Consider the following 15,530-nt stretch of genomic DNA (forward strand, 5'->3'; position numbering starts at 1 on the left):
TAAAAAGCCCCGGCTGTCACAGGCGACCGGGGCTTTTTTGTGTCCGTGCCGGTGGTTCAGTTCGCCTTGGAGAGAGCCGTACCGGTGGGCGGATTGCGGTGCAGGGAATGCAGGACCTTGTCCAGCAGACTCTGACCCTGCCAGGCAGGAGAATGGTTGACGATCCCCACCACGGCCCAGGTCGTGTTGTTGGCGTCCCGCGTGAAGCCGGCAACCGAACGCACGTCCTGCAGTAAACCGGTCTTGATCCGGCCCATGCCTTCCATGCCGAGGTTACGAAGCCGCCGGGCCATGGTGCCATCCATTGCGGTGAGGGGCATGGAGGTCATCAGGTCGGAGCCAAAAGGACTCTGCCAGGCGTGGGTCAGAATCTGGGACACCTGACGAGCGGTCAGGCGGGCATGACGCGAAAGCCCGCTGCCGTTGTCGATAACCATGCCTTGGGTATCGACACCCTTGTCCTCGAGCCAGTCGTAAATGGCGCGAATGCCGGACACCCGGTCGTCGTTGTCCCCAGGATGGCGGCTGCTGGCGCCAAGGGACAGCAGTAGCTGGCGGGCCATGACATTACTGCTCCACTTGTTGATGTCCCGCACCATGTCGACCAGGTCCGGTGAGATGGTGGTGGCAATCAGCCGTCCCTCGGGGGGTGTGATGCCATGGCGCCAGCCCCCGGTCACTGTACCTCCCATTTCCTGCCACAGGGAAAGGATCAGCTCGGCGCTGTACCGGTCATGGGGCAGCATGGAGAGATAGGTGCTGGCCTGACAGCCCCGGGGCAGCTTTCCCTCAACCCGGACGGTAACCCGGCCCTGGTTATCGAAGGCCGGTGTCCAGCTGAGAGCGTTGCGGCTGGGGCAGGGGCCCTCGCGGGTGGCGGTTATCCGGTTGTCCACGGTCACTGAAGGCAGTGCGGGACTGACCCAGGACCGGACCCCCCGCTCGTCCGAGCGGGCCTGGAAATGCAGCAGGTTGAAGTTGGTCAGAACCGCAGAGGGTTCCACCAGAAACGGCCGATAAGGATTGTTGCCATTGTCATGGAAGGTGGGCAGGCCTTCCGGCAGCAGGAACACATGACCGTCGAGGACGAGGTCACCGTCTATTGTGCGCACGCCCATGCCCCGGATGTCCCGCAGAGCCGACCAGATGCGCTCCATGGTCAGCTTCGGGTCGCCGCCGAACTCGATGTATAGATCACCCTTGAGCGTGTCTCCGGCAAGCAGTCCATCGGTCACGAAGCGGGTGGTCCAGCGGTGGTTCGGTCCCAAGAGTTCCAGGCCGGCATAGGTGGTCAGCACCTTCATGATGGAGCCCGGGCTCATCTGCGTATCGGCGTTGATGAACTGTTCGATCCCCGGACCATTCAGGGGGATGGCTGCCACACTCAGGCCTTTCTGGTCTTCCAGGGACTGTTCGGCGAAAACCCTTACCTGTCCGCCCCAGAGTCTGGGCTCGGTCGACGCAGCCGAAGCTGCCGAAGCCAGGGTTGTAACAAGGCCAGCGGAAATGAGTGCCATCCCGACAGTGCGCGTCAGGGCTCTGAAAGTGCTTCCGAGGAAACGATGCTGCCGCATTCCGCAAGTATCCGTTCTGTTGGTTTTGTGCGTGCCGGGGGGCAGGCTGCTGATTAAGGAATAGTCATAGTTACGATAGCCCATTTTACGCTCCGCGACCATGCTCCCAGGCTATACATAACGTTAAAAAATGACAGCAGCCTGCCGGAAATAAAGCGATTTTGTCACTGGAGGTAACGGAGTGTTTCCCCTAGTGTCCCGTTTGGTTAATTCGCTGACCTACTGCGTGTCGCCGGGGCCTCGGGCCAAGGCGGCAGTCCGCCGGTGTGGTGGTTCCGCATCAAGGGCTGGCAACACCGGCCAGGGGCCCCAGCGTCGCGCCCTTCGGGAGCCAACGCTCTCAGTGGCTCAGCAGATCAGCGAATTAACCAAACGGGACACTAGTGGATGTGGAGGTAAGCCGGCCTTGCTAGAATGGCGCGACAGGAGTTTGCCAACAGGATTCAAATCAAGGGGTTATCTTTTATGCTGACCGGTCAGTGTCTTTGCGGCGGTATTACATTCCAGTACACGGGGCCTCTGGGGCCCATCGACCTCTGCCACTGCAGTCAGTGCCGCCGTGCTCACGGCAGTGCCTTTTCCGCCAGTGCACCGGTACAGAAGATGCACCTCAGCTTCACCAGTGGCGAGGCACTGGTCACTGAATACGAATCCCGGCCCGGCAAGTACCGGGGCTTCTGTGGGCGCTGCGGCAGTCAGCTGTACAGCCGGCTGGACGCCATCCCGGGCATTCTGAGGCTCAGGGTGGGCGTTATCAACGAGCCCCTGGGGAAGGGCCCCTCGGCCCATGTCTACACCGGATCCAAATCCGACTGGTTCACCATCACCGACGACCTGCCCCAGTATGAGAAGACCCAACGGACCAACGACCCTCACTGAGCCGGAACAATCCGGATGACCCGTCCGTCGGGGGCGTCTGTTAGTAACCAGAGGTGACCATCCGGCCCCATCGCGACGTCCCGGATACGCTCGTCGAAGCCGGTCAGCAGGTCTTCTTCATTGGTGACTTCGGTGCCATCGAACTCCAGGCGAACCAATTTTCGCATTTTCAGCGCCCCCACAAACAGGTCACCCCGCCACTGGGGAAAGTCGTCACCGGTGTAGAACGCCATACCAGAAGGGGCGATGGATGGGTCCCAGTAATGGAGAGGCTGGGCCATGCCTTCCTTTCTGGTCCTGTCGGTAATAGGCACACCGCTGTAGTCGATGCCATAGGTGATTTCGGGCCAGCCGTAGTTGGTTCCCGCTTCGATGATATTGATCTCATCACCGCCGCGGGGCCCGTGTTCGTGGCTCCAGATGGCACCGGTTTCCGGATGCAGCGTCATTCCCTGGATGTTTCTGTTGCCCTTGGTATAAAGGGTGGGGCTGGCGTCTTCCCGGTCCAGGAAGGGATTGTCATCGGGGACCTCGCCCTGCAGCGTAATGCGGTGGACTCCCCCTGCATCGTCACTGAAATCCTGGGCCCGGTCCTTCCGTCCGCGGTCACCCACCGCGATATACAGGTAGCCGTCGTCGGGGATCGCCATGCGGCCGGCAAAATGACGGCTGGTGCTGGAGCGGGGCTCTGCCTCGAAGATGACCGTGACGTTGTGAAGGCGACGGTCCCTGTACTCGCCCCGTGCCACCCGGGTGGTCATGCCCGCTCCGTTCCGGTGGGCGTAGCTGAGGAACAGGACCCGGTTCTGTTTGAAGTCAGGGTGCAGCTGGAGATCCAGCAGGCCGCCCTGACCGGAAACCACCAGTTCCGGAACGCCGGACACTGGCTGCTCCACCAGTTCTCCATCCTCGATCACCCGCAAACGGCCCGCCCGCTCCGTCACCAGCTGATGGCCGTCGGGCAGGAACGCGATGGCCCAGGGATGCTCAAGACCCCGGGCCACGGTTTCCAGCTCGAAGTCAGCCGAGGGCGCTCTGTTCTGGGCAGCGCAGGCCAGAGGCAACAGGGTCAGGGCAACCGCCGCCATGACTGAAAGCCGGGATCCCAGCATCTTCGGACTCCTTTTCTGAAAAGCTTGCGAATTGACTACGGGGCTATCCATAGCATAGTTCAGTCCCGGAACGGCGCCGGTCAATTGAAAATGAGAATCTAATGCATTAATGTCGGTGTGTATCAGGGGGTGTGCTCTTCGGACCGGGAGGCCCCCGGGCTGGCTGAACAAGACCGGAATCAGGAGGACGATCATGCCGGAACAGGAAATGAAGCAGGGGCTGAAACTGGCCGGAGTAGCCGGATTGGTGGTTCTTCTGCTGGCCACCGCGATGGTGGTCTTCCCCGCCATCTGATACCGGGTCGCTCAGGTAGGGCGCGTTGTTGTCGCAGTGTTGCTCTGATTGGGGTGCAGGGTGGCCAGGCGCTCCTTGCGGAATACCCCACAGGTGCCGCAGTACCGTCCTTCCGGCAACAGGTAATCCAGACAACAGCCCCGGCGTTGGGGGATGGCGCATTGCTGCCCCTGGAAGGTTGCGGGTAACCATTCCAGATAGCGGGTCACATCACAGTCGAACTGGTTCAACCATTCCGAAGCCAGCGTTGTCAGCGTCTGACTGTCCGCGGTGTTATAGAGTGCGGAGAAAGGTGCTGACAATCCCAGGGCCGCGCTGCTCCAGAAGGCGCCCGGACTCAATCCCAACTCCTTGCGGAACCAGGGGTACCAGCGCCTGAGGGTGGCAGATACCAGGGTTATCCACTCCGGGATGCCCGCCTCCCCGGGTGCTTCCGTGCCCGATTCCTGCCATGTCCATCGGCTTTCGGTTCCACTTTCCCGGAAAATGACCCAATCTTCGGTGGGTGCCGGGCTGTGGCCGTCCAGCAGCAGCCGTGTGGTCAGCGGTCCCAGTACCTGCAGGCAGAGATCCCGCTGCGCCACGGATGCCTGGATAACCAAAGCCCGGGGCCCGGTTGCGCCGCTGTCCGCCATCAGTTCCCGTTCCGCCCGGCCGTTTTCCTCCATCCACTGGCGCAGAAGTGCGCCGCTGACGGTTTCACCGGCCTTTACCCCGGTGAGGGAAAAGTTATGGCGAATCTGGCGGCTATCCATGCCGGTACTGGCCAGGAGCCTGTCATAACGTTGAGGCCAGTCCTCAGCGGGCGCCCACAGGGCCGTCGCCTCAGTGGACATAGGATACCCATTGGCCGGGAGCCCGTTCCAGCACCCCCATCGGCACACTGTAAATGTTTTCCAGAGTATCGCTGTTCATGATCTTTTCCGGCGACCCGTCGGCAATCAGCTGTCCACCCTCATCTCCGCCCCGGAGGGCCACCAGCCGGTCACAGAAGCGGGCGGCGAGGTCCACGTCGTGAAGCACGGCAATGACGGTAAGGTCCCTTTCGCTGGCGAGCCGGCGAATGAGTCGCAGGGTTTCCACCTGATGTCGCACGTCCAGTGCAGAAATGGGTTCATCCAGCAGCAGGCAACGGGTCTGCTGGGCCAGCAGCATGGCGATCCAGGCCCGCTGGCGCTCGCCCCCGGAGAGGATGTCCACGGAACGGTCGCGGAAGCCGTCGAGGTCGGTGTCTGATATGGCCTGGTCGATCAGCTCATGGTCTTCCCGTGTGTACCGGCCCAGCGGGCCGCGCCAGGGATAGCGACCCAGCGCGACCAGCTCCCGCACGGTCAGTCCGTCGGTTGCCGGCGGGTGCTGGGCAAGATAGCCGATCTGGCGGGCGAACTCGCGGCTGCCGGCCCTGCCAATATCCTCGCCATGCAGGGTTACCCGGCCGTGGCTGGGACGCATCTGCCGGGCCAGTACCTTGAGCAGGGTGGACTTCCCGGAGCCGTTGTGACCAAGCAGGGCGGTGACTTCGCCCTCGGCGAAGCCGACGTTGATACCCCGGAGAATCCGGTTGTCCCCAATAGTAAGATGAAGTTCCCGAACGTCCAGAAACGTCGACATGGAGGGATCCTGAGTGTTGGAGGCGTCAGTGGACGACCGGTCGTATCCGTGACGACCGGGCCATCGAAGTGTACATGGCAAGGTTAACCGTAATGCGAATATAACTCAATAACGCTGTTAATGATCCGGGCATGGGATCCGGCCGTAACGCCTGCTGATGGTTGATAATCCTGAAACCGTCATCAGATTGGTGGTGTGCCATACTGTTCTTGTCACTTCAGTGGCACGTCGCAACGATAACGAACGCCGATCGGAGGCTCTTTATGTCAGATCATCACGTCTACAAGAAGACAGAAGTGGTTGGCTCTTCAAAGGAAAGCGTGGAAGCCGCCATTGAAAATGCCCTGGCCGAATGCGCCAAGAGCATTCGTAACATGGAATGGTTCGAAGTCACCGAAACCCGCGGCCACATTGTCGACGGCAAGGTCGGGCACTACCAGGTGAGCCTTAACGTCGGCTTCCGTATCGAAAACAGCTGATTCGCTCCCCCATGCAGCCCTTTGCCATGAAGGCTGGGTCGTGTTGTGGCGTCGATATGTGGTGCCACCAGCCTCATGGCAGGGCATGTCCGGTCTGAACGGCCCACTGGGCCGCGTAAAGACCGTCTTTTTGAAGGAGTTCGGCATGGGTGCCGGCCTCCGCCACTCTTCCTTCCCTGATGACCGCGATCTGGTCCGCATCCACAATGGTGGACAGGCGGTGGGCGATCATTACCACGGTACGATTGTGGCCGATACGGGCCAGTGAGCGTTGAATGGCCGCTTCGGTTTCGTTATCCACCGCGCTGGTGGCCTCGTCCAGAACCAGGATCGGTGAATTCTTCAGGAGGGCCCGAGCCAGTGACAGGCGCTGACGCTGACCCCCAGAGAGGCGTACTCCCCGTTCACCCACCGGGGTGGCCAAGCCATCCGGCAGCTCGCGGATGAATGACCATGCTTCTGCGGTTTTTGCCGCTTCCACGATCTCCTGATCGCTGGCCTGTGGGTTGCCGTAGGCCAGGTTCTCGCGGATGGTGCCCTCGAACAGATAGACGTCCTGGCTCACCAGCCCGATGGCTTCCCGCAGGGAGCGCAGGCTGAGCGAGCCAATGGGCTTGCCGTCGATTCGGATCTCGCCGCGGTCAGGGTCATAGAAACGCAGCAGCAGTTTAACCAGGGTGGACTTTCCAGAGCCGGTCGCTCCCACCAGAGCCAGCGTACTTCCGGCCGGAACCCGCAGTGAAATATCGCTGATACCAGCGCCACTGGCGGCATACCGGAAACCGACCTTTTCGAACTCGATGTCCCCCCGAACCGGCTCCGGCAACACCTCGCGGCCGTTGTCCCTGACCCGGACAGGTTCAGCCAGCAGGTTGAGGATTCGCTGGGTACTGGCCATGGCCCGCTCAAATAGGTCGATCACTTCCGCCAGGCCCGTCAGCGGCCATAACAACCGCTGGGTGAGGAAGACCAGCACGCCATACGCGCCTACATTCAGTGAACCACCGAGGGCCATCATGCCGCCCACGGTAAACGTGGCCAGGAAGCCCGCCAGAATGGCCATGCGGATCACCGGAATAAACGCGGAACTGATCCGGATTGCCTTTCGATTGGCCTCCACGTAGGCCTCACTGCTGGCCTTCAGACGCTCGGCTTCCCGTTGTTCCGCCGTAAAGCTCTTGATGGTGGCTATGCCACCCAGATTATTCGACAGCCGGCTGGACAGGTCGCCCACTTTTTCCCGGACATCGGCATACAGCGGCCCCGCCTTGCGCTGGAAATAGAATGCGCCCCAGATGATCAGGGGAATGGGCGTGAAGGCGAGCAGGGCAATCAACGGGGAGAGTACGAAAAACACAGCGCCCACCGCCACGACCGTCACCAGGACCTGAATCATGGCGTTTGCCCCGCCGTCGAGAAAGCGCTCGAGCTGGTTGACGTCGTCGTTCATGGTGGCGACCAGCTGTCCGGAGCTGTGAGTCTCGAAGAAGCTCATGTCCAGTTTCTGGGCGTGCTCGTAGGCATCCTGGCGCAGGTCTGACTGCAGCCGCTGGGCGAGGTTGCGCCACAGTATCTGGTAGAGGTATTCGAACAGGGATTCTCCGGCCCAGATAAAGAAAGTGAGGATAGCCAGAGCCGTGATCTGCTCACGGGCGGTCTCGAAACCCAGGGAGGCCATAAAACTGTCTTCCTGGTTGACCACCACATCAATGGCCACCCCGATCAGGATTTCTGGCGCGATGTCGAACAGCTTGTTGATGATGGAGCAGGTGGTGGCCGCGATGATCTGGCGGCGATAGCCCCTGGCATAGCGGATCAGGCGACCGAGCGCGGCGAAGCTGCTGATGTGGCTGGTACTTCTTTGAGTCGGGTCGGACATGGTGTCTCCGGCGAAAAGCCGGAAGGTTAGCGGATTCCTGGCGAGCTTAGAACTGAAAAGAACAGGAAAAAGCCCCTCACGTTGCCGGAGGGGCTGCGTTTATCCCTCAGCGCCGGCGGATTAACCGGTTTCCTCGCTCAAGGTGACAATGGCATCGGCCATGATTTCCCGGGTATCGAAAAGATCCTCGTCGAGATCACCGTGTACGGTAACCACATCACCCTCGCTGATCTGTTGGAAGCCCTGGTCGTCCAGGGGGTTATAGGGCATGGTGGAGGTGTCTACCACCGTCTCCCGGATGCCGGTGTTGATGGTGAATTCGCGGCCGTCAACGCTGGTGACAGTGCCGGTGAGGGTCACATCGCCAGTTACGATGGGCACGCTCGGGGACATATCCAGAATTACCGTGGTGTCTTTTTCGACCGTGTTGGCGAAGAAGTAAGTGCCCAGATTTTCCACGTAGATGCTGGTCGCATCCAGTGACGTCAGCTCATAGAAGCTGTCGTCTATTTCCCCGTAGACAGTAACCTTGTCACCGGCAAGGAACTCACCGCTCTCATCGAACCAGTCCCAGTCATCCATCTCCACTTCAATAAGACCTGGCCCGTAATCCAGCAGGAAGCTGTCCTCCGTCGTGCTGGTAACGGTACCGCTAAGGCTTATCCAGGAGCCGTCCGGCTGAAGATAGGGGGATTCATCGGTGGTCGCTGTAGCCGGAAGTGCCAACAGGCTGGCTGAGAGAATGGCCATGGGCAAGGTTTGCTTCTTCATGCTGCCCTCCTTTTGCTGCTGTCGAGTCGGTTTCATTCATTGCGTCTCTGTTATTCGCCACTGACCTCCAGACGTGAATCAGTGCCTTATTCAGGACCATGACTCCGGTTCCCTCCAGCTAAAGAGTGGATTGCAAAGATTTAATGATTTCGCCATCAGTTCGGCCAGAGACAGTTCAGTCCAGAATCCGGACAATATGAGAGATTTAGAAAGGTTCTGGGAACATGTCTGGGGGTAGGACTGTTAATGTTTCTCTGAGCCCTGCCAGGCCCTGATGTGGCTTCAGCGGGCCCGGTGTTTCTGGACCCAACGGTCGAGCTGATCGGCAAAAGCCTTGCGGTCGCCCTGGCTGAAGGCCGACGGCCCCCCGGTCACTTCGCCGGCATTGCGCATTTCCTCCATGAAGTTTCGCATCGCCAGGCGTTGGCGAATGTTCTCCCGGGTGAAGGCCTGGCCACGGGGGTTGAACACATCGGCTCCCTTTTCGATGGCTTCCGCCGCCAGTGGGATGTCCTGGGTAATCACCAGATCACCGGTGGTGAGCTGGTCAACAATCTCATTGTCCGCCACATCGAATCCCTGGGGAACCTGGCGGGCATGAATCCATGGGCTTGGCGGCAACCGGATGAAATGATTGGCTATAAAAGTGGTGTCGATCTGCCAGCGGGTGGCGGCCCGGCAGAGGATGTCCCGGATGGGAACCGGGCAGGCGTCGGCATCAACCCAGATTGGCATTGAGGACCTTCCTTCGGTCAAAGTGTGGGTTTGGGGTGTTGGTTAATGATAACCGGTAGTCCGTCTTCGTGTCTCACGACGTAGATTCAGAAGCAGCGGAACAATGACAGTGTTCCGCGCGATTTCAAAAGGTTATTGGGAGGCAGAGTGATGCGGGGCATTGCAGTCATTCCTGTGGTCATGTTTCTGCTGGCCGTATCGGTGGCTTCGGCGGGAGGGGAGCGGAATGCCGATGCCTGGCAGGCTTTGAGACAGGGCCAGGCGGTACTGATACTCCGGCATGCCCTGGCACCGGGCACCGGCGACCCGGCGCACTTCCAGCTGGGGGACTGTTCGACCCAGCGCAATCTCAGTCAGCGCGGACGGGAGCAGGCGAGGGCATGGAAGCCCCTGCTGGCGAAGCACGGCATTACCCGAGCAAGGGTATTCACCAGCCAGTGGTGTCGCAGCCGGGATACCGCCAGGGGAATGGGCATGGGGAAAGTGACCGAATGGCCGTCGCTGAATTCCTTTTTTGGCAACCGGGGTGCCGCTGACAAACAGACGCGGGAAACCCGGTCCGCGGTCAATGAACTGCAAAGCGGACTTCCTGTCATCCTGGTCTCCCATCAGGTCAATATCACCCGGCTCACCGGGGTTTACCCCTCATCAAACGAGGGCGTCATCGTACGGTTGCCTCTGTCGGATGATCCCGTCGTGCTCGCGAGGGTGACGCCCGGACCCTGACAGCGACGGACCATGTCCTCCGAGGACTTCCAGGGTAAGGCCGGGCGAACGGCCTGCGATTGCTTTCAGAGGTTTTTCAGGAAGTCGCGGATTCTGTCCCGCTGGTTGGTTTCGTCCTCGCTGGTGGCGAATACCAGGGTGTTATCCTTCCGGCGAAGTTCAAGCTTGTCGCTAAAGTGGCATTCGACAGCACTGATCGCCCCCAGATCCTCCCTGACGCCTTTATCCTCGGCGCACAGGTATTCCATTTCCGACGCCACCTGTCCGCAGTAACCGGAGATGCTGAGAGCATTGAGCTGCTCGTCACTGAGGGTGGCCCACTCCACCCTGGTGGTTATCGGGCTGTTGCAGACCTGGCTTGCCGATTTGTCGATTTCCTGTAATACCTCCTCTTGCCGATGAGCGGCTTTCTTTCGATCGAATCGGGCCAGTTCAGCCTGCACACCTTTGCCTTTCTGTTGTTCGTACTCGGCGACCAGCTGCCTGAGGTCGACCTTTTCACCGGTCTTCTCGACCGGCATCAGGCCAATGGCACCGGTCAGGCCAGGCACGTGAGTGCTGTACTCGGCATTGGCCCAGTAGGAAGGGGCATACAGGATCAGCGAACGCACCTTGCCATCCACTTCAGCCCGGTAGGCGCGACCGTCGTTTTCGCGTTTTTCGATGTCTGTCAGAAAAACAACGCCGTCCGTCGGATGGTTCAACCCGGTGATCCTGACCAGGGCCTGGGTGCCGTCGCCGGTGGGCGCAATGATGGCCTCGACATCTTTCTCGCCCTTCAGGAGGAGGGGAGAGTCTGCAAGATCAATGGCTTGAGCTGACAGAGACAAAAGCGCAAGGGTCATCGAAAAAACGAGAGAAGAAACTATCCGGCTCATGGATGTAAGTCCTTGTGTCCTGTTGAAATAGGGTCGGATTTTCAGGCCATTCCTTGGCATACACAAGACGATACTTAAAAACGTCTCAATTTCTACTCGAATGCGAGAACGGCTTCTCGTTTTTGTTGAATAATCTGTGACCATTCGCCTCCGCGACTTACTTGATGCCGTAGGACACCATGGCATCCGCCAGCCTCCGGAAGCCATAGATGTTGGCTCCCTTGCTGTAGGGGTAGACGCCATTCTGCCGGTCGACGTTCTCGATGCAGCGCTTGTGGATATCCACCATGATCTCGCCCAGGAGACTATCCACCGTATTCAGGCTCCAGGACTGCAGGGCGGCATTCTGGGACCGCTCGAGCCCCGAGACAGCGACCCCGCCAGCATTGGCGGCCTTGCCGGGACCATAGGGGATGTTGTCCCGCAGGAGGCGCTCCCTGGCGTCACGGGTCAGGGGCATGTTGGCTCCCTCGCACAGGGCCACCAGGCCGTTCTCAAGCATGTGCTTCATGGCCTTGTCGTCGATTTCGTTCTCCGTGGCGCAGGGCAGGGCAATCGTGCCCTTGACCAGGGTCCACGGCTGGCGGCTCTGATGGAAGGTACCGTGTTCGGCGTCCCTGAGTTCGCCATGGTCCTCCAGTTTGAGGCGATAAAGAGAATCCCACTCCTCTTCGGTCAGGCCATCCCTGAATACCAGCGTGCCTCCCGAGTCCGAGAGGGTAATGACACTCGCTCCTTCAGCGATGCATTTTTTAGCCGCGTACAGGGCCACCGTCCCCGCGCCGGAAATCATGACGCGCTTGCCCTCAAGTTCATGGTCGTGGGCTTCCAGCATGTCCTTGAGGAAATAGACCACCCCGAACCCGGTTGCCTCGGTGCGGCCGCAGCTTCCCCCGAAATTGGGCGACTTGCCGGTCAGTACGCCCTCCCAGCGATGGGTGAGCTTGAGGTAGTGGCCGTACAGGTAGCCAATCTCCCGGCTTCCCACATGAATGTCGCCGGCGGGCACATCCACCTGGGGTTCGATGTGATGAAAAAGCTCCTGCATGTAGGCCTGGCAGAACCGCATGATTTCCCGCTCGCTCCTGCCCTTGGGGTCGAAGTCGGCCCCGCCCTTGCCGCCGCCCATGGGCAGGCCGGTCAGTGCGTTCTTGAAGCACTGCTCGAAACCCAGAAACTTGAGCACGCTTTCGTTCACGGAGGGGTGGAAGCGGATGCCGCCCTTGTAGGCGCCCAGGACATTGTTGAACTGTACCCGCCAGCCCCGGTTGACCTGCACCCGGCCCTTGTCGTCCTCCCAGCAGACCCGGAAGCGAATGATCCGGTCCGGCTCCATCATCCGCTCGGCGATATTCCAGTCGCGGTAGTGGCGGTGTTTACGGTACAGGCTGGCGATGTCGTCGTAGACTTCCCTGACCGCCTGGTGGAATTCATCGGAATTGGGGTGGTGTCGCTTGAGATAGTCCCGGGTCTGCTCCTGAAATGCTGTCATGGGCAATCCTACGTCTGTTCTGGAATGAATGACCTTCTCCGCCTATCGGTTACCCCAACTATATACGAGACTAGCAAACTCAACGATCAGGCGAGGCTTAGGTCAGTGCTTTCGCAGTCCCCACATGAAGTAGGCGCCCCCCAGCAGCGCGGATACCAGCCCGGCCGGAATCTCCTGGGGGAAAAGGATCTGACGGCCCAGCCAGTCCGCGGTCACCATCAGGATGGCGCCGATCAGCGCGGCACCGAGCAGGTGTGGCAGCGCCCGTGCCAGGCCCAGCATACGGGCGAGATGGGGCGCCAGCAGACCGGCGAAACTCAGTGGCCCCACAATGAGCGTGGCGAAGGCTGTGAGCACCGCCACCAGTGCCAGTAGCAGCAACCGGACACGGTTCACCCTTACGCCCAGGCCGGCGGCGGTGTCGGTGCCCAGGGGCAGCAGGTCCAGCCAGCGGACAACCAGGGGAGTCATGGCCAGGCAGGCCAGGGCGAAGGCCATGGTGGCCAGTCCGTTGGTCATATCCACGTAGTAGGTGGAGCCTGACATCCAGGCAACCAGCTGCTGGATTCTCGGGTCCCCGTTTGCCAGAAAAATGCTTCGAAGGGGGTCGAACAGGGCGGCGATGGCGATCCCGGTCAGCAGCAGGCGTTCAGCCTGGAAGCCGCTGCGCCTGTTCAGCAGGACCAGCACACCCAGTGTGGTAAAGGCGCTGCCAGCGCCGGCTGCCACCAGAATCGGCATGGTGACGGCCGGCACCAGGACGATGGTGATGATCAGGCCAATGGCGGTACCGGCACTGATACCCAGCACCTCGGGACTGGCCATGGGGTTACCGGTAATGCGCTGGATCGTGGCACCGGCGAGGGCCAGAAGGATGCCAGCTCCCCCTGCGGCGAGAATCCGGGGGAGTCGCCACTGCAGGATCGCGTCCCAGTGCCCGGTCACGTCGATGGTCCAGCTCTGGGGCGACTGGCTCACCAGCAGGGCAACGCCAAAGGCCACCAGCAGAAGCATCAGCATGCGGGGGACCAGCCGGGCCGCCGATACCCGCGATGCACCGGGTAGACCTGCGGGCATGCCTCTGCCTGTGCCGGCCATGGCAAGGCGGGGGATCATCCAGAGCAGCAGGGGTGCGCCCAGCAAACCGGTCATGGCCCCGGTCGGGATCAGTGAGGGCAGCCGGTCGGAATACTGCAGCAGAAGCAGGTCGGTGGTGAGCAGCAACAGGCCACCGAAGAGCGGCGCCCACACCAGTTTCCGGATCAGGGTCCGGGCCCCCATGAGTCGGACGATGGCAGGCGCTGCCAGCCCCACGAAGGCGACGATGCCCACCAGGCTGACTGCGGTAGCGGTGATGAATACAGCCAGCCCCAGCCCCAGTAGCCGCAGCTGACGGACCGACGCACCCAGGCTACGGGCATTCGCCTCGTCCAGCTCCAGCAGCCGAAGCGGTCGTGCCAGCAGGGCCGTCAGCAGGATGGCACCGGCGAGCCGCGGCAGGAGGTGAAGCACATTGTCCCAGTTATTCTGGGCCAGTGAGCCGGCCGCCCATACCAGCAGGCCCCGGAATTCCTCCTGGTTGAACAGGATCAGGACGGTGCTGAGGGCGCCGAAGTACAGGTTGACCACCAGCCCGGCCAGCACCACCGCCACCGGAGCCAGCCCGCGGCGCCAGGACAGCGACATGACGAGGAGAAGAGCGGCGGCGCCGCCGGCCACGGCAACCCACTCGCTCCCGAAGACCAGCAGGCCAGGGGCGTAGAGAGTGGCGGCCAGCAGACCCAGCTGAGCGCCACTGGCCACCCCCAGTGTGGTGGGCGAGGCAATGGGATTTCGCAATACCTGCTGCATCAGAACCCCCGCCAGTCCCAGGGCGGCCCCCACCATAACGGCCATGGTCATTCTGGGGAGCAGGCTGTACTGGACCACGGCCATCGCCATGGGGTCCGTGTCAGGAAACGTCAGCCGTGGAATCCATGCCAGTGGATCGAGGTGCGACAGGGCCTGCTGGATCAGGCTGTACCCAAGTCCGGCACAGGCAAGTGCCAGCAACAGGCAGAGCTGGCCGGGGGATAGGCGAGGGCGGGCAGGAGTCATGACGCGTTCAGATCCCTTTCGACGGGGGACGGGTGGTGAGGGCTTGGCCGAGCTCCTCGGCAAAGCGGGCCGCCGAAGGAAGGCCCCCGAAGCTCCATACCGCTGGCAGATGAAACAGTCGTTGCTGGCGCACTGGCGGCAACAGCTGCCAGAGACGGTTTTGCTCGAGTTCTTCGCGCACTCCCATGGGCATTGGTTCCACGACCACCAGGTGGCCTGGGGTGGCCAGCTTTTCGATGCCAACCGTGGCGAACCCCCACAGGTTGGTGCTGCCCTGCCAGGCATTTTCAATGCCGAGGCGCTCCATAACCATGTTGTAGAGGCTGCCCTCTCCGAACACCCGCACATGCCGGTTATCGATGAACTGGATGACAAGAAGTGGCGGCAAATCAGCGTCGAGGGCGTCGCCGACCCGGTCGATCCGCCGGCGGTGCTGCTCGATGACATCGTCCGCCCCCGACTGGCGGCCGGTGATTTCCGCCACCTGGCGGGTTGTGGTCACCAGGTTCTGCCAAAGGTCGCCTCCGGAGGTGTAGGTGGCCAGGGTGGTGACCGGGGCAATATGGGAGAGGGTGGGTTCAATGGCCCGGTAGAGCGGGGACAGAAGGGTATGGTCGAGATCCAGCGAAGCCATCAGCTCACGATTGGGCTGGGCCCGAAGTCCAAGGTCGACTACCTCCTCCGGGAGCCGGGGTTCTTCAACCCAGGCCTGGTAATCGGCGATCTGGGCCACGCCGACGGGCACCACGCCCAGGGACAGCATGGTTTCCGCCAGAGTCCAGTCCACCGTGGCAATACGGGGGGCAGGGGCATCCTCCGGGGTGGCGGCCAGTGCGGGCCAACCGGCCAGCAGTCCCAGCAGGAAAAGGCAGGCAAAGGCGGCCCTTGCCATCCGCGGAAGGCCCGTCATGCAGAACGGAACAATCGACGGGGCAGGCAGGCGTATCGCTGATCTTGTCGGGGCTGAAGGCATAACAGAGAAGACCGGGTATCAGGAACTGC

The 15,530-nt window shown here is 61.2% G+C and carries 14 protein-coding genes; 3 read left to right on the forward strand and 11 right to left on the reverse strand.

The genetic code is table 11. The annotated features are described in order from the left end of the window. Positions 1–56: 56 nt before the first annotated feature. Positions 57–1,574, reverse strand: coding sequence for a D-alanyl-D-alanine carboxypeptidase/D-alanyl-D-alanine endopeptidase (dacB, locus tag BM346_RS13885; RefSeq protein WP_092014319.1), 1,518 nt, complete (start codon positions 1,572–1,574; stop codon positions 57–59). A gap of 465 nt (positions 1,575–2,039) precedes the next feature. Here dacB and BM346_RS13890 point away from each other — a divergent pair, with 465 nt between their 5' ends. Further along, a complete protein-coding gene (locus tag BM346_RS13890) occupies positions 2,040–2,453 on the forward strand; it encodes a GFA family protein (protein ID WP_092014322.1) in 414 nt (137 codons plus the stop codon). Here the strand turns inward: BM346_RS13890 and BM346_RS13895 are convergent. The 3 genes from BM346_RS13895 to BM346_RS13905 form a co-directional block, all read right to left on the reverse strand. Continuing rightward, positions 2,447–3,565: a PQQ-dependent sugar dehydrogenase gene (locus tag BM346_RS13895; protein ID WP_092014325.1), complete on the reverse strand. Its 1,119-nt coding sequence runs from the start codon at positions 3,563–3,565 to the stop codon at positions 2,447–2,449. The two genes, BM346_RS13890 and BM346_RS13895, sit on opposite strands and share 7 nt — an antisense overlap. 306 nt (positions 3,566–3,871) lie before the next feature. After that, on the reverse strand, positions 3,872–4,696 hold the full coding sequence (locus tag BM346_RS13900) for a (2Fe-2S)-binding protein (RefSeq protein ID WP_092014328.1): 825 nt from the start codon (positions 4,694–4,696) through the stop codon (positions 3,872–3,874). Continuing rightward, positions 4,686–5,471, reverse strand: a complete 786-nt coding sequence (locus BM346_RS13905) for an ABC transporter ATP-binding protein (protein WP_092014331.1) — start codon at positions 5,469–5,471, stop codon at positions 4,686–4,688. The genes BM346_RS13900 and BM346_RS13905 overlap by 11 nt, the downstream gene beginning before the upstream one ends. Before the next feature lie 263 nt (positions 5,472–5,734). Here BM346_RS13905 and BM346_RS13910 point away from each other — a divergent pair, with 263 nt between their 5' ends. Further along, positions 5,735–5,950, forward strand: coding sequence for a dodecin (locus BM346_RS13910; RefSeq protein WP_092014334.1), 216 nt, complete (start codon positions 5,735–5,737; stop codon positions 5,948–5,950). A 73-nt stretch (positions 5,951–6,023) separates the two neighbouring features. Here the strand turns inward: BM346_RS13910 and BM346_RS13915 are convergent, their stop codons facing one another. The 3 genes from BM346_RS13915 to BM346_RS13925 form a co-directional block, all read right to left on the reverse strand. Further along, positions 6,024–7,829: an ABC transporter ATP-binding protein gene (locus BM346_RS13915; RefSeq protein ID WP_092014337.1), complete on the reverse strand. Its 1,806-nt coding sequence runs from the start codon at positions 7,827–7,829 to the stop codon at positions 6,024–6,026. Between the two features lie 120 nt (positions 7,830–7,949). Beyond that, the gene (locus BM346_RS13920; protein WP_092014339.1) at positions 7,950–8,600 is read right to left on the reverse strand and encodes a hypothetical protein; all 651 of its coding nucleotides are present in this window, start codon (positions 8,598–8,600) and stop codon (positions 7,950–7,952) included. Positions 8,601–8,882: 282 nt separating this feature from the next. Next, complete coding sequence (locus BM346_RS13925; protein WP_092014342.1) at positions 8,883–9,335, reverse strand: YaiI/YqxD family protein; 453 nt, start codon at positions 9,333–9,335, stop codon at positions 8,883–8,885. Positions 9,336–9,485: 150 nt separating this feature from the next. Here BM346_RS13925 and BM346_RS13930 point away from each other — a divergent pair, with 150 nt between their 5' ends. Further along, the gene (locus BM346_RS13930) at positions 9,486–10,061 is read left to right on the forward strand and encodes a histidine phosphatase family protein (RefSeq protein ID WP_092014345.1); all 576 of its coding nucleotides are present in this window, start codon (positions 9,486–9,488) and stop codon (positions 10,059–10,061) included. 65 nt (positions 10,062–10,126) lie between these two features. On the opposite strand, the gene BM346_RS13935 is transcribed toward BM346_RS13930, so the two are convergent. The 4 genes from BM346_RS13935 to BM346_RS13950 form a co-directional block, all read right to left on the reverse strand. Further along, entirely contained in the window at positions 10,127–10,939 is an 813-nt protein-coding gene (locus BM346_RS13935; RefSeq protein WP_139229941.1) for a hypothetical protein, read from the reverse strand. A 157-nt stretch (positions 10,940–11,096) separates the two neighbouring features. Continuing rightward, positions 11,097–12,431, reverse strand: coding sequence for an NADP-specific glutamate dehydrogenase (gene gdhA / locus BM346_RS13940; protein WP_092014351.1), 1,335 nt, complete (start codon positions 12,429–12,431; stop codon positions 11,097–11,099). 102 nt (positions 12,432–12,533) lie between these two features. Then, positions 12,534–14,528 (reverse strand): Fe(3+)-hydroxamate ABC transporter permease FhuB, encoded by a 1,995-nt coding sequence (gene fhuB / locus BM346_RS13945; protein ID WP_092014354.1) that lies wholly within the window; start codon positions 14,526–14,528, stop codon positions 12,534–12,536. A 7-nt stretch (positions 14,529–14,535) separates the two neighbouring features. Further along, complete coding sequence (locus BM346_RS13950; RefSeq protein WP_092014357.1) at positions 14,536–15,420, reverse strand: ABC transporter substrate-binding protein; 885 nt, start codon at positions 15,418–15,420, stop codon at positions 14,536–14,538. Between the last annotated feature and the right edge of the window lie 110 nt (positions 15,421–15,530).

This window comes from Marinobacter daqiaonensis (assembly GCF_900115285.1).
Lineage (GTDB): Bacteria > Pseudomonadota > Gammaproteobacteria > Pseudomonadales > Oleiphilaceae > Marinobacter > Marinobacter daqiaonensis.